Source organism: Neobacillus sp. plas4 (assembly GCF_057221695.1).
The window spans coordinates 5,588,625-5,608,243 of record NZ_CM170152.1; the positions used below are offsets into that span (position 1 = coordinate 5,588,625).

The following is a 19,619-nucleotide window of genomic DNA, read 5'->3' on the forward strand; positions in this document are numbered from 1 at the left end:
AACCACCTTTTGGCTTACAACGGCAAGGGTGGTTTTCTTGTTTTCTAAAATACTCTTCCGAAAGAAATATGCGAGTGTAATCTCACTGATGCATACAATCAGTAGGAGCAACAAATTAATTCCATTTACTAATTCCTTCTTGTTTTACCCATATTCCATTTCTCCCGTTTATTAAAGCTACTAATCTCTACCAGCCTGCTAACAATTAATAAATAGATGATCTTCGTCAAAATTCTATGCTTTTCTTTCTCAACTAATCGATTTATTAAATGTAGTGCAAGAGGAGATCCATCTATTTCGAAATAAAGATAGCTCATTAGCCGGAAGTACAGGCATTTGTATTGCATTTTGTCGGAACATTCCCATTTTTTAGGTTTGTATTTCGACAAATATATTTAAGAGCTTGTAATAGAATGTAATTCTACGTGTATCACATACAATTACATATAAAGGGAGGATTTAAATGAAGAAGAAACTAGCTGCACTATCTATTTGTTCTGCACTATCATTTTCACTACTAGTCGGGGTACAACCGTACAAAGCAAAGGCTGCACCGGAGCTAGAACATTATGTTGTAGCGTATAAGGGGAAACTGCCATCCAATTTCTCTGAGAGAATTGAAAAATCAGGAGGGAAAGTAGAACGAATCATAGAGGAAGTTGGCATTGTTGAAGTTGCATCCGCTGATCCTACTTTCCTTACCAATGTAAAAAAAGATTCAAACATACAAACGGCAGGTAGAGAACTTGAAGCATATTTAGAAACAGACCCAGATACCAAAGTCAATTTCACCCCAGGAACTCCTAATGGACAAAAAGTTACTTTAGATGCAAACGCAGACAGCTATTGGGATAAACAATGGGACATGCACCGTCTTACTAACGATGGGAAATCTTATGATCTAAATGATGGAAATAAAGATACTGTAGTTGCAGTAATCGATACAGGTATTGACTTTAGCCATCCGGATTTAAAGGCAAATGCAGATGAGGCTGGATCAAAAACATTTGTTCCAGGAACTACTGATGCTTGGGACAAAAATGGCCACGGTACACATGTAGCTGGTTCGATTGCTGCTAACGGCAAAGTAAAGGGTGTTGGTCCAGATTTAACTGTCAGAGCTTATCGTGTTTTTGGAGCAACCGGAGGAGCACAGCAATCATGGATTACCGATGCCATTGTAGCAGCAGCAAACGATGGCGTGGAAGTTATTAATATGTCCATTGGCGGCTGGCGCTGGATGGCTCATAACCTAGAAGAGAAAGGTGATTCCGCTTCTATGGTTGCCTATCACCGTGCAGTTCAATATGCGATTCAAAAAGGGGTAACAGTAGTCGTATCTTCTGGTAACGACTCAAGAGATCTAAACAATTTACATGATATGCAAGCTTATTGGAAGACTACCTACGGCTTGGACATTAAGGGTCCATCTCGTGTGGTTCCAGCACAAATTCCTGGGGTAATTACGGTTTCTTCATCAAATCAATGGTCAACTGGAAATATTGCCTTCTACTCAAATTACGGTAATGCCATTGATGTTGCTGGTCCTGGCGGTGATAATGGTCCATTATACGATAGTCTTTACCGTCAAGATCCGGCAGGGGACTTTTTAAATAAACGTGATTTTACGTATCGCACATTATCTACTTATCCTACTTATGAAGTAGGTGGGGGTAATAATGCTACAACGCAATTTAGCGATGGAAAATGGCATGGGTACTCTTATTTGCATGGTACATCCATGGCAGCACCGAAAGTAGCTGGAGTAGCTGGAGTCATTAAAGCCGCTCATCCTGAGTATAACCCTGCACAAGTAGCAGCAGCCATCAGACAAAGTGCCATTGATTTTGGCAAAGTTGGTGTAGATCCACTTTATGGGTCAGGAGAAGCGAATATTTTTAACTTCTTGTCAAAGGATAAGAAGTAATTAGTAGAACCACTGAGTTTAATCTCAGTGGTTCTTTTAGAATTAAAAAGGAATGCGTTTCTTGGGTGATACCTTTATGAAACAAGAATATTCAGGGAGTGACACTCATCTTTTCTTTCGATTCCCACTTACAAAGTTTTAAGGACCATGGGAAGGACCATGGGGACGGTTCTGGTGGATCAAAAAGCCACCAGAACCGTCCCTATGGCTTTCCGATCATCACAATCTTGTTGTTGCTGTAACAAGCAGGATATTCTTACTCCCCAAAGTTAAAAAGATTTCAACCCAGCAAGGTGCTGGGTCATAGAACAATTTATTCTAAAGGGAGCAAATATTTAGACGACCTTGACTATAGATTTGTTTCAAAAATGTGGTAATTTATTTTCTATTGATTCTTTTGGAGGCTTTTTTCCACTACTACAAAAAGGACCTTTGATCGATACGATCAAAGGCCAAAGATGAACTTAGTGGTCTAGGCTAAGTCCGTTTTAGGAGGTCTAAACTCAGAAGAATTTAAACTTGATATTATAGTAGCACGTCATGAATAAATATTCAATATACTAAATATTTATGCAAACGCTATCATTAACTTATTTTTTCGAAATATCCCCAAATTTTGAATAGACACACAGTTCTTGACAACATTTTATCATCTTACCGCAAATTCATCACCAAATTTTTTTCTTTTGGCAAAGTAAAAAATGACAGGATAACTTCCGTTTTCTACATTAAGATTTGAACTTCATCACGTGATGGTCGTTTTGGTGAACCCAATATGCTAGGTTCTACATCTAAAGTAGTAGAGAATTTACAGCTATTTTATGAATTAATTAAGAAATAGTGTTGGTATGATTAATGCAAGGAGGTTTTGTTTATGATTAAGGGCCTGTATGAAGCACACTTACCTGTGAAAAATTTAGAAACATCGATTGGATTTTACAAAAAATTAGGTTTGAAGGCAGCTTGGCGTGATGAAGACACCGCCTTCTTTTGGATAGAAGAAGGTACAAGTTGGTTAGGATTGTGGGAAGGCGATACGTTCCAAACACCCTACCACCCTTCTTTAAGGCATATAGCTTTTCGAGTTACATATCCGGATTTAAAAGAATCTTTAAAATGGCTTGAGTCCATCCAAGTTGAAGCCGTTCCCTTTGGAAAAAGAACATCGGTTGAACCTTTCGTAAGACCCAATCAAGGCAATGCATCGGTATACTTTGAGGACCCTGATGGGAATAGTTTAGAGTTGATGTGTTATGTCGATGTTCCAAATGAACTAAAACATATTACCGAAAAGTTATCATTTGAAGAGTGGGAGAATTTAGTTAAACGAATGCAGAATTAATAGGACATGGTTTTCCATAGCTATGATTGTATTTTTCAAATTAAATAAGCGGAAGAAAAGGCATAACTAGTAGAGATCCCTAGTTGTGCCTTTTTAAAAGAACCCGCCCCCCCATGGTCAAAAAAAAAAAAGAGATACAAATCCTACATGATTTGTATCCCCAATTATCCTTTCTTTCTCTCAATCAAATCTTCTAGTCTATCTTTATTGTCGATAAATTCATTAAGCTTCTTAAGAGTGAGATTATTCCTCCCAATCCCAATTTCCTTGTAAATCAATAGATTGGAGGATGAAAGTTACTCAATCTCTTCTCTAAAAAAAACAGGTGCCGGGCAATATATATTGCTCGGCACCTGTTTTTTTTAAATCATTATACACTAAACGTAGATGTCCATCCCTACGTTTAAGTTTCTAATACCACCAATTAAAAAGCCATAAGATCCGCTTTTTTCGTATTAGGTGGTTCTATTTTTCCATCTTTTAAGAGCACAGCGAGCTCATCTGCTGGGACTGGTTTGGAAATTAAATATCCTTGTATATTGTTGCAGTTATACTCTTTTAATATTTCTAGTTGTTCAATTGTCTCTACACCTTCAGCAACCACATCCATTTCTAGATGTTGTGCTAATTCGATAATCGTTTTTGTAAAAAAGTTAGAGCCATCCTCGTTGGTTCGGCTTAACTCGTTAATAAAGGACTGATCGATTTTTAAGGTATCAATCTTCCCTTTAAATCTTTTAAGGGAGGAAAGGGATGAATAGCCTGTACCAAAATCATCCATGAAAATTTTAATTCCGATCTTCCTTAATTCATCTAAAATCGAGAAAACCACCTTCTCATTTTCTAGAAGAGATGTTTCCACGATTTCTACTTGAAGATACTTGGGATCAAGTTTCGTTTTTGCTAATATATCTCTTATATTTTCGAGTAAATCCCTCTGTAAGAAACGATGAGCCGAGAGATTGATGGATATAGGAATGGCCGGTAAACCGGCATCCTGCCATGCCTTATTTTGGGTGCATGCTGTTTCCTTCACCCATTTCCCTATTTCAATGACCATTCCTGTTTCTTCTGCTATCGGAATAAATTCACCAGGGGAGACAATTCCCCATTCCGGGTGATTCCAACGAATAAGAGCCTCTGCACCAATAATCTCATGCGTGACCGCAGAAATTTGGGGCTGATAATATAACTCCAATTGATTCAAATCCAATGCTTTCCTGAGGTCGGACTCCAATGCAAATAATTTATAAGCCTCTTTATTCATGGAAGAGGTAAAGATGTGATACGTATTCTTCCCTTTGGCTTTCGCTTTATAAAGAGCCGAATCGGCATGTTTAATAAGAGTTTCAGCGTCTTCTCCATCATCAGGGAAGGTACTGATTCCAATGCTTGCCGTAATGAACAGTTCATATTCCTCAATATGAAAGGGTTCTTCTAATGATTCAATGATGGTTTTGGCATACTCGACAACCTCGTTTGTATTTCCTGTGTTTGGTAATAAAACAACAAATTCATCGCCGCCTAACCGTGCTAGAACATCATCATCTCTAAGACACATTTTTAATCTTTCCGAAACCTCTTTGAGTAATTTATCCCCTATGGAATGACCTAATGTATCATTCACATACTTGAAACGATCCAAGTCTAAAAACATAACGGATAACTTTTGTTGCAATCTTTTACTTGTGATTAACGCTTGTTCCAATTTTTTATTCAATAACCTTTGGTTGGGGAGTTCGGTTAAAAAATCGTGATAGGCTAAATATTCATTTAAATCTTCCGCCTCTTTACGTTCTGTTACATCTTGAAGTGACCCTACTATATATGGCTTATTTTCGAGATAAATCTTTGCTGCATGCGACTCAATATGCAAGACACTGTCATCTTTTTTAATCATTCTGTATGCATGGGTAATACCATTGCTGCTATTCATTAGCACTTCACCGAGTGAATCAACATTAGGTAAATCTTCTGGATGAACATAATCCCGAAAATTCACTTCCGTTCTACTATCCGTTATTCCTACTATTTCATAAAATTTCTTATTTCCATATGAGACTTTCCCATCCTCTTGTACGATATAAACGCCAAAAAGAGCTTCTTCTACAATACTAGTAAATTTCAATTCAGACTCAGCCAACTGGATTGCAGACTTCTTAATAGTTGTAATATCCTTTGCAATGACAAAAATGCCGATCACTTTGTTTTCGGATATGGCAGGCATCATATTTAGACTAATATCAATGGCACTTCCATTTTTATGTAAGAAGGTTGTGTATGTATATTGTGTTTCTCCGGCAACGACCTTTTTTAAAAGTTCTTTATAAATTGAAGTTTCATTTGATGGTAGTAATTGTTCTAATGGGCTTAATTGGATTTCCTCGTGTGTATATCCAAGGGTTTCTGAAAATGCCCCATTCGCTTTTGCAATGATTCCATAAATATCTAAAAAGAAGACCATATCAGGGTTATACTTAAATAGTGAACGATAAAACAGATCAGAATCTACTATTTCATTCTTGTTAGAGCAAACATTTAGCGAATCTTCAATTGAAGTGTTAACCATCATCCTACCCCTTTATATCATTTGATACGATTAACCGATAAAAGTGATTTTTTCTAATTTTGAATTTAATTCCACATACCACTATAGCACGAACTCCCTATACTTCTGTGATTTGATTCCCAATTATTTTTTACCAGTTTTTTAAGTTTCACCAATTTCACTTTACATCTGGCCTGTTTTGAAAGGACCTGAATGATTGTTTTTGTTACCGTAAAAGAAAGTATCAAGATCAAAAATCTACTTCTAAATTGGAAAAAGCCGATACTTTTTTAAATTATCGACTTTTTCCTGGATGTTGCTGGGCTTTAAAGGTGTTAGCTTTAGTTTAGTGGGGGTCTGACTCTAGTATTAATTTTTCAATCGCATAGCTACTCCATTTTCATTTTTGGATAATCTATGGAACTGAGCCACCCCTTTTAATTCCCATCCATCCCTACCTGTTATCCTACTATTCGCAGGGATTCTTGCACAAAGGCAGGTAGGTCATCCGGCTGTCTGCTTGTGACAAGTTGGTTCTGACAAACGACCACTTCCTTGTCGTGTAAATTAGCGCCAGCATTTTCTAAATCTACATGAATGGATTTATAGCCTGTTACATCACGCCCTTCAAGTGTTTTAGCTGTAATCAGCAGCTGAGGTCCGTGACAAATGGCTAATACTGGTTTTTTTGCATCCATAAATGCTTTTGCGAAAGTGACAAAACGCTCGTCCGCCCGAAGAATGTCCGGTGAAAATCCGCCTGGAATAAAGAGTGCATCAAATTCCTCAGGGGAGACATCATCAATGCTTTCATCAATAACGACTTGGCTCTTTCCCTGCTTTCCTTTCACGGTTTTTCCCTTTTCCATTTCGATTGCGATTACCTCATGCCCCTTTTCCTTAAAGGCCTGTACAGGCTCGGCATATTCGGAATCCTCAAAATCATTCGTTACTAAAACAGCAATTTTTTTACTCATTATGACAACTCCTTATCTATAACGTACCGTTCTCTTCATCTAATCCATTTGATCTTCAACCTTGTCAATTTGCTGCTCCATATCCATTTGTTTATCTGTACGATGGTCGATAGTAATAGTGGTAACGATTCGTTCCGGACCCACATCGAGTGCAGTTTGGTGCATTTCTTTGGCCACTTCCCACAAATCGTCGATATCGCCTTCTAAAACAGTTGCAGTAGGTGTCACCTCATACTTTAAATCTTTTTCCTCAATGATCTGTACTGCATCGGTCACTTGTGAACTAATACTTGTGGAATCTGTACCAACTGGAACTATACTAATCTCTAATAATGGCATTTCTTTGCACCCCTTTGTCATTTTTTTAAAAAGCATTAGATATCGGAAAACACCGGACTTTCTAATCAGCTTGCGAATTCTTAGGTTTGGCAGGATTCGAAATATCTTTAAGGGCTTGTCCTGCTTCGTCACTCGATTGATTATTTACAGCTAAATCACCAAGGGAGACGATTCCAACCAATTTGTCCTCTTCTACAATGGGAAGACGACGAATTTGGTGCTGCGACATAACTTTAGCAGCTTCTTCCACTGACATTTCTTTGCTACCTTTTACAACATCATCGGTTACTAATGCAGAAATCTTGGATTCAGCCGATAAATCCTTGGCCAATCCGTTAATGACTAAATCTCGGTCGGTTACGATTCCTACTAATTTTTCATTATCACAAATTGGAATGACCCCTACATCAAGTTCCTTCATTTTTAAAGCTACTTCTTTAAAAGTACTTTCAGGCTTACAGCAATCAACATTGGCAGTCATTACTTCAGCTACGTTCATGTTCATTCCTCCTTTATGATCTCTCATTTTATGTACTACCCGCCACATCATATTCTAAACGTGTTTTCTGAAATTCATCCTGTTACGACAAAATTACTACATCATATCCCCATTGGAAATTTCCAGCAACGGTGCGACTGCCCGTCACACAAAAAGAGAAGTCATTTGACTTCTCCTAAAAAAATTTTATTCCTTATGAAACGTATAAGGTAATGTTTCTTTATACCTATCCAATGATGCAGTGACAGGCACTGTTCACTCAATCCTCCATGTTGGGCTTCACAGTGGATTCCTATGCATTTTTTGAGATAATTTTCTTTACAGTGGCTGATTGTTCATTCTTCACTGACATGATTTTCAGTTCGTTTGTCAGCCCTTTATAGGTGGAATAACACATAAATAACATTAAAACGGCTAGTGGGATTGACGTTGCCACGAGGGCCGATTGTAGGCCCGACAAACCGCCTGTCATAATTAATACAGCGGAAACAGCTGCGATGATGACACCCCAAATGATTTTAGTAGCCTGAGTAGGATTCGGATTACCGTTTTCACTAATCATCCCAAGTACAAAAATAGCTGAATCTGCAGATGTAATAAAGAAAATTAGCACAAGAACCATCGCTAATATACTTAAGAATGTACTCATCGGGAAGTATTCAAAGAATTTAAATAGAGCAGACGTTACATCTGATGATACAGCATTTGCGATGGCTGTTTTGCCTTGATTTTGGATTAAATCAATGGCTGATCCTCCCATAACAGCAAACCACAAAAAGGAACCAAGAACAGGGATAAAGATTGCTCCCATCATAAATTCTTTAATAGTTCGTCCCTTCGAAATCCTCGCCACAAAACTTCCGACAAGCGGTGCCCAAGCAATCCACCAGCCAAAATAGAACAATGTCCAGCTTCCGATCCATGATCCATCATTATAGGGCTCGGTTCTGAAGGACATACCGATAAAGTTTTGGGCATAATCCCCAACCCCTTGGAAAAAGATTTTTAAGATCGATTGAGTAGGTCCAAGTACCAGCATAAAAGCTAATAAAAGAAACGCTAGAGTCATATTTAAGTTGGATAAATGTTTCATTCCGCTTTGCAGACCTGAAACACTTGACCCAAGATAAAGTGCGGTTACGACAACAATGATGATAACCTGAGTGAGAAATCCTACCGGAATACCCCATAGATAATTCATCCCACTATTCACCTGCAATGTTCCAAAACCAAGGGACGTAGCAATTCCAATCACGATAGAAAGGGTAACAATGATATCAATAAACTTGCCGAACCTACCTTTAATTTTGTCTCCTACTAACGGGTAAAAGGTTGAACTTAAAGAGGATGGGAGTTTTTTCCTAAATTGGAAGAATGCTAAAGAAACTCCTACAACCCCATAACATGCCCAGGCGGAAACACCCCAGTGCAGATAGACAAACTGCATCGCGAGCTTTGCTGATTCTTCGGAGGATGCCTTTCCGAACGGAGGATCAATATAGTAAGATACAGGTTCAGCAACTCCCCAAAACACAAGACTAATGCCGATAGAAGCACTAAAAAGCATTGCAATCCACGTACTTGTTTTAAATTCTGGGCGATCGGCATCATCACCTAACCGAATATGTCCAAACTTCGACATACCAATGTACATACAAAAGGCAAAAAAGATAAAAACACTGCCGAGAATAAACCAGCCTAAATTATTATAGATAAAACCCAAAGAAGAATTAGAGAAATTCTCCAACTGTTTTGGTGCAAAGATACCGACACTTATTAAGGCTAAGCTAATAGCCAACGAGAAGTGGAATACGGTTTTCTTTCCGTTCATATAAACACTCCTTTTATACTAGATTAAGGGGATCTCCCAAATGAAAGCGATTTCCAAAAATTGTACAAGAACATATATAAAGGTGGTTTCTACCACAATAATCATAAGAATATTATGAATATTTAAAACGGAATGACATCACATGAAGAAAGCTTCTTCATATGATATCACACATTTTACATGGTTCACTTTTTTGATGAAACAGTAGATTCAATGATTTCAATAATCTTATCAGCTACTTCAGGCGTCGAAGCCGTTCCACCCATATCTGGTGTTAAGACTTTCCCTTCCACCAAAAGCTGTTCAATGGCTTCAAGCACCAATTTTCCATATGCTTCATAGCCGAAAAAGTCGAGCATCTGACTGGCTGACCAGATCGTTGCTAACGGATTTGCGATACCTCGTCCTGCTATGTCAGGTGCAGAACCATGAATAGGCTCGAACATGGATGGATAGTCTCTTTCGGGATTAATATTTGCCCCTGCAGCAAGCCCAATTCCTCCGGCAATGGCTGCACCTAAATCGGTCAAAATATCACCAAACAAATTGGATGTGACGACCACTTCAAATCGCTTTGGATCCTTAATCATCAGCATTGCCGCTGCGTCCACAAGGTAAGATGCGGTTTCCACATCAGGATACTCAGCACTCACTTCTTCAAAAACCTGATCCCAAAAGACCATTGAATAATTCAATGCGTTAGCCTTCGAAATACTTGTCAGGGACCGTCCTTCCTTTTTGGCCGTTTCAAATGCATAACGGATAATCCGCTCTGTTCCCTTTCTGGAAAATACACTGTTTTGTAAAACCACTTCGTGATCTTGTCCTTTAAACAGCCAATCTCCTGCACCGGAATATTCACCCTCACTGTTTTCACGGATGAACAGCATATTGATATCTTCCCGTTTCACATCGCTTAAGGCGGTTTTTGCCCCTTTTAATAAAGTTACGGGACGTATATTCACATATTGATCAAAGCCTTTTCGGATTTTCAGCAATAAATCCCACAAGGATATGTGGTCAGGGACGCCTGGGAAACCTACTGCCCCCAAGTATATCGCATCAAACTCTTTTAGCTGCTCCATTCCATCCTCATCCATCATTTTTCCATGTTTCGAATAAAATTCACAGCCCCATGGAAAATAGGTGAAGTCAAATTCGAAGGATGAATCGATGCTGGCCACTTTATTTAAAACTTTAATCCCCTCGTTAATAACTTCCGGCCCAACACCATCACCCGCAATTATCGCAATTTTAAGTGTTTGCACAATAGTTAACCCCCTTTATTATCAGCTATGATTCCAAACAATCAATTTCATTTCGGTCATTTCTTCCACTGCATACTTAATACCTTCACGGCCTGTACCACTTTCTTTTACGCCCCCGTAGGGCATTTGATCAACACGGAATGTTGGTACGTCATTAATAATAACACCGCCTACATGCAATTCCTGTGAGGCAAAAAGAGCATTTTTTACACTATTTGTATAAATACCAGCCTGAAGTCCAAAGCGGGAGTTATTTACTTCTTTAATCGCTTCCTCTACTGAACGTACTTTGTTCACAACGACAACCGGTGCAAAAGCTTCTTGACAAGATACCTTTAAATCGTGGTCCGCATCGGTAATAATCGTTGGCTCAAGAATACCGTCCTTCAGCTTTCCTCCTGTAGCGATGTTTGCAGTGCTGCCCTCTGTTTCGTCAATCCAGCCTAATACTCTTTCAGCTTCCCCTTTTGAAATTAAAGCTGAAATATAGGTTTCCGGATCAAATGGGTCACCAATTTTCAATTGCTTCGTCGCTGCCGTGAATTTCGTTACAAATTCTTCATACACCTCTTCATGGGCATAAACACGCTGTAAGGAAATACATACCTGTCCTTGGTTAGAGAATGCTCCCAGAATACAACGATCGATAATTTGATCAATGTCAATGTCTTTATCAATAATTAATGCTGAATTGGAACCAAGCTCCAATGTCGTCTTTTTTAATCCAGCTTTACTACGGATACCAATCCCTACACTTGGGCTCCCCGTAAATGTTACCATGTTCACTCGATCATCTTCCACAATGGCTTCTCCTACTGTACCACCAGGGCCAGTCACAACATTTAATGCGCCGGCTGGAAGACCTGCCTCTAGAAAGAGCTCAGCAATAAAGAGCGCAGAAAGCGGCGTCTGTGAAGCAGGCTTTAAGATAATCGTGTTTCCTGCTGCAATCGCTGGTCCAACTTTATGTGCGACAAGGTTCATCGGAAAGTTAAAGGGTGTAATGGCTCCAATTACTCCAATCGGTTCTCTTACCGTATATCCGAATCGGCCAACACCGCCTGCTGCTGCATCAAAAGGGATTGTTTCGCCATGAATTCTTTTTGCTTCTTCAGCTGCAAATTTATACGTTTCAATTGTTCTTGCCACTTCTGCCTTGGAGAACATAATTGGTTTTGCGGATTCACGTGTAATGACTTCAGCCGCTTCATCTGCTCTTTCTTTTAAGAGAGTCACAACATTTTCCAAAATCTCTGCCCGCTGATAGGCCGGCATTTTCGCCATTACTCCACGTGCGTTGTAGGCAGCCTCGATTGCTTTTTTCGTAAGCGCTTTATCTGCCATCGCAATTTGGGCTATTTCCTCTCCAGAATACGGGGAGCGAAGTGGTGCATAGTTCGCTGTTTCTACTTTTTCGCCATTGATCATTAGGAACTGTTTCGTCGACGTTAATTCACTCACATGTTTACTCATTGAGGGCCTCCAATACCATTTCATGAAATTGTAATATTGCTTTTTCTGAGGATGAATATCTGCCTTTATTAAATGCACGAGAACGGAAGCCAATTTGCTCCAGCTCTACAAGCTCAATATCTTCCTGGCGAACTTGTTCCGCAAATGTTACTAAGTCCTTTTCTTCTTGGGTCAAGTTTTCATCACGGAAATAATAGGTATAGACAGCCAAAGATGTTTCGTGATCAATCGGTACCATTTGAATGGTAGCCATATTACCAGGACCCGGATAAATAGTCACCATCAAATTCGGCCACAACCAGTAAAAAGATCCGCCTTGCATTTCGGCTTCATCAAGATTAACCGTCCCATATTTTTTATCTGGTTTTACAATTGTACCTTGGATCGAATAATTGTCACATGTAATGATTTGGTAATCATTCATATCCAGGGCTGCAACGAAACTTGGATGGGCAACATGGCAATGGTCACACTCTAAATAGTTGTCGATATATGCCTTCCAATTTGCTTTTACCACACGTGTTCTTTGGTGAGTTCTTCTTAACTCACTTAAGAATGGGAACTTGCTCAATTTTTCAAAGAAATCGCCAAATGACTCGCTTAACGGCTTTGCGTTATCATCAAGATTTACAAAAATTAATGATTCCATAATACCGATGGAGACAGATCGTAAACAAGCATCTTTCACACATGCCGCATCCTCTTCCCCTCGAAAGTTCGGAGCTTTATTCAACTGGCCATCAAGCTTGAAGGTCCATCCATGATAACCGCATTGCAGGATTTTCTTATTTCCAGCCTCTGTTCTTTCAAGCTTTGTCGCACGATGCGGACAAACATTGTAAAATGCGCGTATCACTTCATCTTTTCCGCGATTTACAAGAATGGGCTCGCCGGCTACATCAACTGTAAAAAAGTCCCCTGGCTTTTCGACTTGACTGACATGGCCAACAAGCTGCCATGATTTTGAGAAAACCAGATCCATTTCTTTTTCTAACACTTTAGGGTCTGTATATTTGTTATATGGTAACGTTCTTTCAAATGTACGGTTCGTTGCATTTTGCACTTTGTTATAGGCCATCATTTTTTCCCCCATAAATAGATTTATTTTTTTATTGCAATGCTAGTAAACTTTTAAACTCTTACCATTTGTTCATTAGTGGCTTCACTGCTTTTTTCTTTTTTCTCCATCATGCTCGTACTGTGAAGCGGCTGTACTTTCGAATTGGGATCAAGGTAGACCTTAGCATTACTTACAGCTGTCGGTGCTTCTCCAAACCCACTGGCAATCAGCTTTACTTTTCCTTTATACGTACAAATATCCCCAGCGGCATAAATCCCATTTATATTTGTTTCCATTTTGGAATTGACAACAATCGAATTCCCTTCGATGTCTAAACCCCAGTCTTTTATCGGGCCGAGTGAGGAGACAAATCCGTAATTGACAAGGACATCATCCACTTCGATTTCCATTAACTCGCCATTGTTCGCTTCTGTCAAAACTACCTTTTCTACCTTGTTTTTCCCTATTAGTTCTACCGGAACGTACGGCGTTAAAACCTCTACTTCTGATTCTTTCAATAATTCAACACTGTGTTCATGCGCACGGAACTTATCTCTTCTGTGAATGAGTGATACTTTTTCTGCTATGGGTTCAAGCATTAATGCCCAATCAACTGCAGAATCACCACCGCCAAACACAGCAACCTTTCGTCCGGAAAATCGACTTAAATCTTGAACGAAATAATGGATATTAGCGCTTTTAAATTTTTCTTCGCCCGGCAATTTCAGCTTCCGTGGTTGGAATGCACCATTTCCAGCGGTAATAATAACTGCTTTCGTATAATGAGTTCCTTTGTTCGTTATGATCGCAAAGGACTGATCCGCACGACGGGTGATACTTTCAACTGATTCCTCTAAGCAAATAGTTGATTCAAACTGATTCATTTGCGTGAGTAAATTATCTATGAGTTCGCCTGCTCTCACCTTTGGAAACCCAGCAATATCATAAATATATTTTTCGGGGTACAACGCCGACAATTGTCCACCTAATTGAGGAAGACTTTCAATTACTTTTACCGAGGCTTGGCGCATTCCCGCATAGAACGCAGTAAATAAACCAACTGGCCCTCCGCCGATAATGGTAATATCAAATGTTTCTAGCTGCTCTCCCATAAATTCCCTCCTATTGTTTTATGGTAAACTTGGACCGTTCACCAACGAAACAAAATAATAAATGACTCACACCTTTACTAATGCAAGTACTGTGCCAATGTTGTTAAACCAAGAAATATGCGCATTACCAATAAAAATTTGCTGAATATTACGAATAAATGAGTTAAAATTAACTCATTGTTCCTTACTTTGAAGCAAAAATAACTCACTTTTAAATGAAGGGGTTCTCATATGAAAATATCTAATCACACAGGCCATGTAGAAATGACTGTTCAAACTCTATTAAAAATTCTTGATCACTCCTCTGACGAAATCTTCGTCCTTGATGGCGAAAAGCGAATTCTTTATGTCAATCAAGTTTGCGAAAAGCACTATGGGCTTAAACCAACAGATGTCATTGGAAAATTTAATGTCGAACTCTATGAAAAAGGGTATTGGAAGCCTTCTATTGTTCCCGAGGTTTATAGAAGAAAAGAACCTTGCTATATAAGGCAGGTCACCAATATTGGGGCGGAGTTAATGACCTCCGCAGTGCCTATTTTGAACGAAAAAGGGGAAATTGACCTCGTCGTTATTACATCAACTCAGGTTCAAACCATTAAAATGATGAAGGCGAAAGAAGAGAAAGATGAGTCAAAATCAACTCAAGAGATTACAAATGAAGCCCATATTATAACAAATAGCAGTAAGATTAAAAGTATCTTAGAGTTTTGCAAAAAAGTAGCTCCGACAGATTCAAATATTCTTATTCTAGGAGAGTCTGGAACAGGAAAAAGCGTGCTGGCTCAATATATCCATAAATTAAGCAGACGGAAAAATGGACCATTTCTAGCCATTAACTGCGCGGCCATTCCTGAGGAGTTATTAGAATCAGAGCTTTTTGGCTATTCGAAAGGTGCCTTTACCGGTGCTAGTAAATTGGGCAAAGAAGGACTAATGGAGGCTGCAAATGGCGGTACTTTATTTTTAGACGAGATTGGGGAAATGCCTCTTTCTGTGCAAGCAAAACTTCTGCAGGTAATTCAGGAAAAACAGTTTATCCCTATCGGAAGTAATAAAATTAAAAAAGTGGACATTCGTGTCATGGCCGCAACAAATAAAAACTTAGCGGATATGGTTAAAGACAAAGCATTTCGCGAAGATTTATTTTACCGTTTGAATGTGATTGATATTCTTTTACCGCCATTATCTGAAAGAAAGGAGGATATTGTTCCGCTCATTTACAACTTTTTAAATAAATTTAATCAAAAATATAATGAAAATAAAGTGATATCCGATGAATGCCTGAATATTCTTATTCACTATTCCTGGCCAGGTAATATTCGCCAGCTTGAAAATTTAATGGAACGTTTAGTAATTGTAAGCAATTCAATTATTCAACTGGCCGATATACCGGAACTTATCAATGAAAATGTTGGACAGGTTACACAACTTGCCCTTCCAGACTCATTGGATCAAGCTCTTGATGATACGAAGAGAACCTTTATCAGAAGATCCTTTCAAACGTACAAATCTTCTAGAAAGGTGGCAAATGACCTCGGCATCAGCCAAACCAAAGCAGCAAACCTGATTAGAAAATATTGCTCTGATTTAACAAATGGATAAGGCTTTAGCCAAGGGGACGGTTCTGACGGTTTTTTTCTGCTCAATTGTTGAGTTAGAAAAGCCGGGAGAACCGTCCCTTTGGTCTTGAAACTATTTTTAGAAATGCTGGAAAAAGTTAAGCCAATGCATTTCATTTCGGTATAGTCGCGCATACAAAAGGTGGAAATATCCCCAAAATAATCATATTTCGACTAATTATGACAGTTTTGGGACAGAAAAATGGGGAAGTATTACGAATATTATAGAGTAAGAGATAATTTAAAGAGAGAATAGGGGAATTGTAATTTTGACTACGCAATTAGTTGGAAATGGTGAATGGACACTTAGCAGGAAAGAAACCTACGGAAAAGGTAAGCTAGCAAAAAGTGTACCTGTTTTTACCACAAGAATGGAAAAACGCGAATATTATAAGAGTATCCATTTTGATATTCGAAATGTACTAGACGTCCAAGGGTTTTTAAAGGATATCCGTACTAATTGGAATACATATGTATCACAGGTTCACGAATGGATTCAAAAAAATGTTGTAAAAAAACTGGTAGTGACCGGCATTTTTATGGTTGTCCTTGGCTTGTACACCAGCACAGCAAATGCAGCCATCCATATTCAAGAATACACCTATCAGGTAAAAAGCGGCGAAAAAATTGAAACCATTGCGACGAAGCATGGTGTCACCGCCCAAGAAATATTAGAGGCTAATGGACTGACTTCCATTGACGGCAAAAAAATTCTTTTACCAAAAGTAGAAGACAGAACGGTGACCGCTACCACACTAAATATCCGCTCACAGCCAACAACGGAAAGCAGTATAATTGGAACCTATAAAAAAGGAAATGTCGTGAAGGTGGCATTTATTGAAGATGGTTGGGCTGGCATTTTGATCAAAGGGCGGGTTTGTTTCGTCAGCGCTGATTACCTCACAAAAGCACCTGCACAAGCAGGCACACCTACAGTCGAAGCTCAAACGAAAACCATGTATGTAACGGCCTCATCCTTAAGAGTTCGTGCAGCTGCTACTACCAGCAGTGCTGTACTAGGTTCGTTTCAATTAGATGATCGTGTAACTGTAATCTCCAGTTCAAAAGGGTGGGCCAAGATTCAATTCCACGGCAAAACAGCGTATGTGAGTGAAACCTTTTTAACGAAAAAACAGCCAGCTCCTGCACCAAATGAGTCTAGTAACAACAGCAGCTCAACAGTTAATCCAGCTGTGTATGTGATTAAAAGCGGGGATACCTTTACAAAAATCGGCAAAGCCTTAGGGGTCCCTGCCTCAACCATACAAGCACTCAATCCAGCCTTGGAACCAACCCGGCTGCAAATTGGACAAAAAATCAAAGTCCCTGCAGCAACAGTCACTACTGCGAATCAGATAATGGTGACAGCTTCCATTGGGGGTGTCCAACCGAATGGAACCTTCCGATTTATCACGTCCAATGGAAGCACATACACCGCAAAGGCAAAAGGCAACATGATAAACGAACTATTCGACCATCGAGGAGAAAAAGTAACCCTAACACTCGAAGCAAAAAGAGGCAAGAAAATGATCCTCCTTTCTATTCAATAGGAATCATGCAAACGAATCTAGAGCCATTCCCGCTACGAAAATGAGCAGGAATGGCTCTTTTATTGTCTTGGATTATGGCAGAAAAAAAACGTATCCGCTCTTCTTAGTTCCCCGTCACCATTAACCATTGTGCTCTAATCAAACAAATGAATAAAAGTCCCACAATCTCCTCTAAAAATGAACTTTTTCCAGCAAACCAACCGATATCTCTGATTCTCCTTTTTCAAATTGAACTAAAACAGAAGAAAACCACCCCAACAGGGATGGCTAGAATAAGGTTCATCAAACTATACCTCAGCAATTCGGTTATGCAAAAAACGCTTTTACTTTTTGAGAGCCTTTTACTAAGTAGGCAATAGATTTAATATAAATTGGATATCCTTGGGTGTTATGAATAGCGTCTTCAACATCAATAAACGCTGGCACGAATTTCCTCTTCCCAAGAATGACTTCCTCGCCAACTTTTTCAATTCTAAATTTAAACTTTTCCGTTAATTGGGTTACTTGGACTTGTTTTTCTATTTTATTATTTCGATACTAATGGAAACCCTATAAAGTCACAAAAGGAAGTTTGTTCTTGTATAATCCACTTATTTAAAATTTCCACATTTTCTTCAGTCTGTTTGTCCAATTCATCTCACTATTTTCGAATATATTAATTTTGTAATCTGTTATTAAGGAGGTGAAAAATATGCGTTCACGTGAATATAAGTGGGTCAGTTTCAGAAACGATGATTCTGTTAGTGGTGACCAATCGATTCAGCAATCATTAACCACTTCACAAAGACAACTCCAGTCTTTAGTCGTTCGAAATTCTAATAACATTAATGTTGTTCAAACTGAAGCTCAGGCATTAGTTGTCGTACAAGCAGCTTTACAGGCTGCCATCGAAGCAGCTATTACAGCGCTAGGTAGAAGCAATAAAGATGTTAAAACTCTTCAAGCGATTTCCCAGCGTCTATCAGCGTCCCAATCAGAATCTCAATCAATCTTAATCGACACTTCTTCCGCCATTACTGTTACTCAAACTGAGCTACAAATTACTGCAGTCGTACAAGCTGCTATTAATTTGTTAGCTGAGATAGCTTTGAAAGTTGGTTAAATTTACACCTTAATATTTTAGAGGAAAGGAGATGATAATTATGTCATTACTTCAGTTCAAGTGTTGTCATAATTATTATTCACCTTTCCTTTTAATCATTTGCAAACTATAATGTTTCGGTAGATCATAGACGTCGTTATGTATCTCTTCTTCTTGAACACTTCGGAGATGGGATTCTTCACTGCTTTCTTGTTTCCTTTCAGGTAAAAAGTCAGGTTCAACGAACGCAACCCGTTAATTGAAGAAAATATCTAATTAAAATTCTTTACCCCATTCATCTTCTAAAATTACACCATTTTCAGCGATGTACTCCAAAATAACTGAACCATGTTGCAATTTATCTTCCCTTTTTAGAAAAGATATGAACTCATTGAGAATTTTTTCGTCCCCGTCGCTCCTTTTTCGATGAACAGTAATACGGATGGTAGGCGCAACGTCAAATTCTTTATAACTTTTAGAATTAACAGGATCAATACCCAATTCTTGCCCAATTTTATCATTGATAATGAAAACATGGAGATCTGCTGTTTTTCCAAAATTCTCTATAATAAAAGGACGTATTTCAGTTTCTAAATCATCCTCCCATTTATCAGCAATATATGTGTCAACTATTTGGTTTGCTTCATTGTCATAATAGACGAAAAATTCTGTATTATCCTTCTTATCCCTTACCTTAGCAGCATATTCAAATCCAAAGTTTCCCATATTATCATACAGAGTGTCATATACCTCGAAGTTATCATTAAATTTATCTTCTAAATATTGCTCCGCTTGAATCTTTATCTTTTCCTCTTCATCTTTATCAGGCTTCATTTCTAATACAAAGGCAACTACAAGTAGTCCAATTCCTAATAAGATGACACCCAAAACACCAAGTGTGATTTTTAGAAATTTATTCAAAACATCTCCTCCATCATTTAACATTTTACCGAAAAAACTAAAATACCTATTAAAGTATCGTAACGTTGA

At 38.6% G+C, this 19,619-nt stretch carries 15 protein-coding genes; 5 read left to right on the forward strand and 10 right to left on the reverse strand.

The genetic code is table 11. The annotated features are described in order from the left end of the window. The first annotated feature begins 463 nt into the window (after positions 1-463). Together AC2TFD_RS27925 and AC2TFD_RS27930 are read left to right on the forward strand one after the other, a co-directional pair. Entirely contained in the window at positions 464-1,927 is a 1,464-nt protein-coding gene (locus AC2TFD_RS27925; RefSeq protein ID WP_335512049.1) for a S8 family serine peptidase, read from the forward strand. Positions 1,928-2,801: 874 nt separating this feature from the next. Further along, positions 2,802-3,269: a VOC family protein gene (locus AC2TFD_RS27930; RefSeq protein ID WP_484674413.1), complete on the forward strand. Its 468-nt coding sequence runs from the start codon at positions 2,802-2,804 to the stop codon at positions 3,267-3,269. 424 nt (positions 3,270-3,693) lie between these two features. Here AC2TFD_RS27930 and AC2TFD_RS27935 read toward each other — a convergent pair whose 3' ends face one another. The 9 genes from AC2TFD_RS27935 to AC2TFD_RS27975 all read right to left on the reverse strand — a co-directional run bounded on the left by AC2TFD_RS27935 (position 3,694) and on the right by AC2TFD_RS27975 (position 14,376). Continuing rightward, positions 3,694-5,838, reverse strand: coding sequence for a sensor domain-containing protein (locus tag AC2TFD_RS27935; RefSeq protein ID WP_484674414.1), 2,145 nt, complete (start codon positions 5,836-5,838; stop codon positions 3,694-3,696). Between the two features lie 440 nt (positions 5,839-6,278). Then, positions 6,279-6,794, reverse strand: coding sequence for a type 1 glutamine amidotransferase domain-containing protein (locus AC2TFD_RS27940; RefSeq protein ID WP_484674415.1), 516 nt, complete (start codon positions 6,792-6,794; stop codon positions 6,279-6,281). 39 nt (positions 6,795-6,833) lie between these two features. Continuing rightward, positions 6,834-7,133: an MTH1187 family thiamine-binding protein gene (locus AC2TFD_RS27945; RefSeq protein WP_484674416.1), complete on the reverse strand. Its 300-nt coding sequence runs from the start codon at positions 7,131-7,133 to the stop codon at positions 6,834-6,836. Between the two features lie 61 nt (positions 7,134-7,194). Next, positions 7,195-7,632 carry a CBS domain-containing protein gene (locus AC2TFD_RS27950; RefSeq protein WP_484674417.1) on the reverse strand — a complete coding sequence of 146 codons (438 nt, stop codon included), beginning with the start codon at positions 7,630-7,632 and terminating at the stop codon, positions 7,195-7,197. A 292-nt stretch (positions 7,633-7,924) separates the two neighbouring features. Next, positions 7,925-9,463, reverse strand: a complete 1,539-nt coding sequence (locus tag AC2TFD_RS27955) for a BCCT family transporter (RefSeq protein ID WP_484674418.1) — start codon at positions 9,461-9,463, stop codon at positions 7,925-7,927. 185 nt (positions 9,464-9,648) lie between these two features. Next, complete coding sequence (locus tag AC2TFD_RS27960; RefSeq protein ID WP_484674419.1) at positions 9,649-10,731, reverse strand: tartrate dehydrogenase; 1,083 nt, start codon at positions 10,729-10,731, stop codon at positions 9,649-9,651. A gap of 21 nt (positions 10,732-10,752) precedes the next feature. Then, the gene (locus tag AC2TFD_RS27965; RefSeq protein WP_484674420.1) at positions 10,753-12,204 is read right to left on the reverse strand and encodes an aldehyde dehydrogenase family protein; all 1,452 of its coding nucleotides are present in this window, start codon (positions 12,202-12,204) and stop codon (positions 10,753-10,755) included. Next, positions 12,197-13,282: an aromatic ring-hydroxylating oxygenase subunit alpha gene (locus tag AC2TFD_RS27970; RefSeq protein ID WP_484674421.1), complete on the reverse strand. Its 1,086-nt coding sequence runs from the start codon at positions 13,280-13,282 to the stop codon at positions 12,197-12,199. Before AC2TFD_RS27970 ends, AC2TFD_RS27965 begins: the two co-directional genes overlap by 8 nt. Positions 13,283-13,335: 53 nt before the next feature. Beyond that, the gene (locus tag AC2TFD_RS27975; protein WP_484674422.1) at positions 13,336-14,376 is read right to left on the reverse strand and encodes an NAD(P)/FAD-dependent oxidoreductase; all 1,041 of its coding nucleotides are present in this window, start codon (positions 14,374-14,376) and stop codon (positions 13,336-13,338) included. A 231-nt stretch (positions 14,377-14,607) separates the two neighbouring features. Here AC2TFD_RS27975 and AC2TFD_RS27980 point away from each other — a divergent pair, with 231 nt between their 5' ends. From AC2TFD_RS27980 to AC2TFD_RS27990, 3 genes are all read left to right on the forward strand, one after another. Continuing rightward, positions 14,608-15,981, forward strand: a complete 1,374-nt coding sequence (locus AC2TFD_RS27980) for a sigma-54 interaction domain-containing protein (protein WP_484674423.1) — start codon at positions 14,608-14,610, stop codon at positions 15,979-15,981. Positions 15,982-16,267: 286 nt separating this feature from the next. Continuing rightward, positions 16,268-17,548 (forward strand): LysM peptidoglycan-binding domain-containing protein, encoded by a 1,281-nt coding sequence (locus AC2TFD_RS27985; protein ID WP_484674424.1) that lies wholly within the window; start codon positions 16,268-16,270, stop codon positions 17,546-17,548. 691 nt (positions 17,549-18,239) lie between these two features. Then, positions 18,240-18,650 (forward strand): spore coat protein, encoded by a 411-nt coding sequence (locus AC2TFD_RS27990; RefSeq protein ID WP_484674425.1) that lies wholly within the window; start codon positions 18,240-18,242, stop codon positions 18,648-18,650. A 255-nt stretch (positions 18,651-18,905) separates the two neighbouring features. On the opposite strand, the gene AC2TFD_RS27995 is transcribed toward AC2TFD_RS27990, so the two are convergent. Continuing rightward, a complete protein-coding gene (locus tag AC2TFD_RS27995) occupies positions 18,906-19,550 on the reverse strand; it encodes a hypothetical protein (RefSeq protein WP_484674426.1) in 645 nt (214 codons plus the stop codon). Positions 19,551-19,619 lie beyond the last annotated feature (69 nt).

Excerpts from the sequence above, each read along its gene's own strand:
- AC2TFD_RS27970 (WP_484674421.1), bottom strand. The coding sequence starts at position 13,282 with ATGGCCTATAACAAAGTGCAAAATGCAACGAACCGTACATTTGAAAGA.
- AC2TFD_RS27950 (WP_484674417.1), bottom strand. The coding sequence starts at position 7,632 with ATGAACGTAGCTGAAGTAATGACTGCCAATGTTGATTGCTGTAAGCCT.
- AC2TFD_RS27935 (WP_484674414.1), bottom strand. The coding sequence starts at position 5,838 with ATGGTTAACACTTCAATTGAAGATTCGCTAAATGTTTGCTCTAACAAG.
- AC2TFD_RS27965 (WP_484674420.1), bottom strand. The coding sequence starts at position 12,204 with ATGAGTAAACATGTGAGTGAATTAACGTCGACGAAACAGTTCCTAATG.
- AC2TFD_RS27940 (WP_484674415.1), bottom strand. The coding sequence starts at position 6,794 with ATGAGTAAAAAAATTGCTGTTTTAGTAACGAATGATTTTGAGGATTCC.
- AC2TFD_RS27975 (WP_484674422.1), bottom strand. The coding sequence starts at position 14,376 with ATGGGAGAGCAGCTAGAAACATTTGATATTACCATTATCGGCGGAGGG.
- AC2TFD_RS27945 (WP_484674416.1), bottom strand. The coding sequence starts at position 7,133 with ATGCCATTATTAGAGATTAGTATAGTTCCAGTTGGTACAGATTCCACA.
- AC2TFD_RS27980 (WP_484674423.1), top strand. The coding sequence starts at position 14,608 with ATGAAAATATCTAATCACACAGGCCATGTAGAAATGACTGTTCAAACT.
- AC2TFD_RS27990 (WP_484674425.1), top strand. The coding sequence starts at position 18,240 with ATGCGTTCACGTGAATATAAGTGGGTCAGTTTCAGAAACGATGATTCT.
- AC2TFD_RS27955 (WP_484674418.1), bottom strand. The coding sequence starts at position 9,463 with ATGAACGGAAAGAAAACCGTATTCCACTTCTCGTTGGCTATTAGCTTA.
- AC2TFD_RS27930 (WP_484674413.1), top strand. The coding sequence starts at position 2,802 with ATGATTAAGGGCCTGTATGAAGCACACTTACCTGTGAAAAATTTAGAA.
- AC2TFD_RS27925 (WP_335512049.1), top strand. The coding sequence starts at position 464 with ATGAAGAAGAAACTAGCTGCACTATCTATTTGTTCTGCACTATCATTT.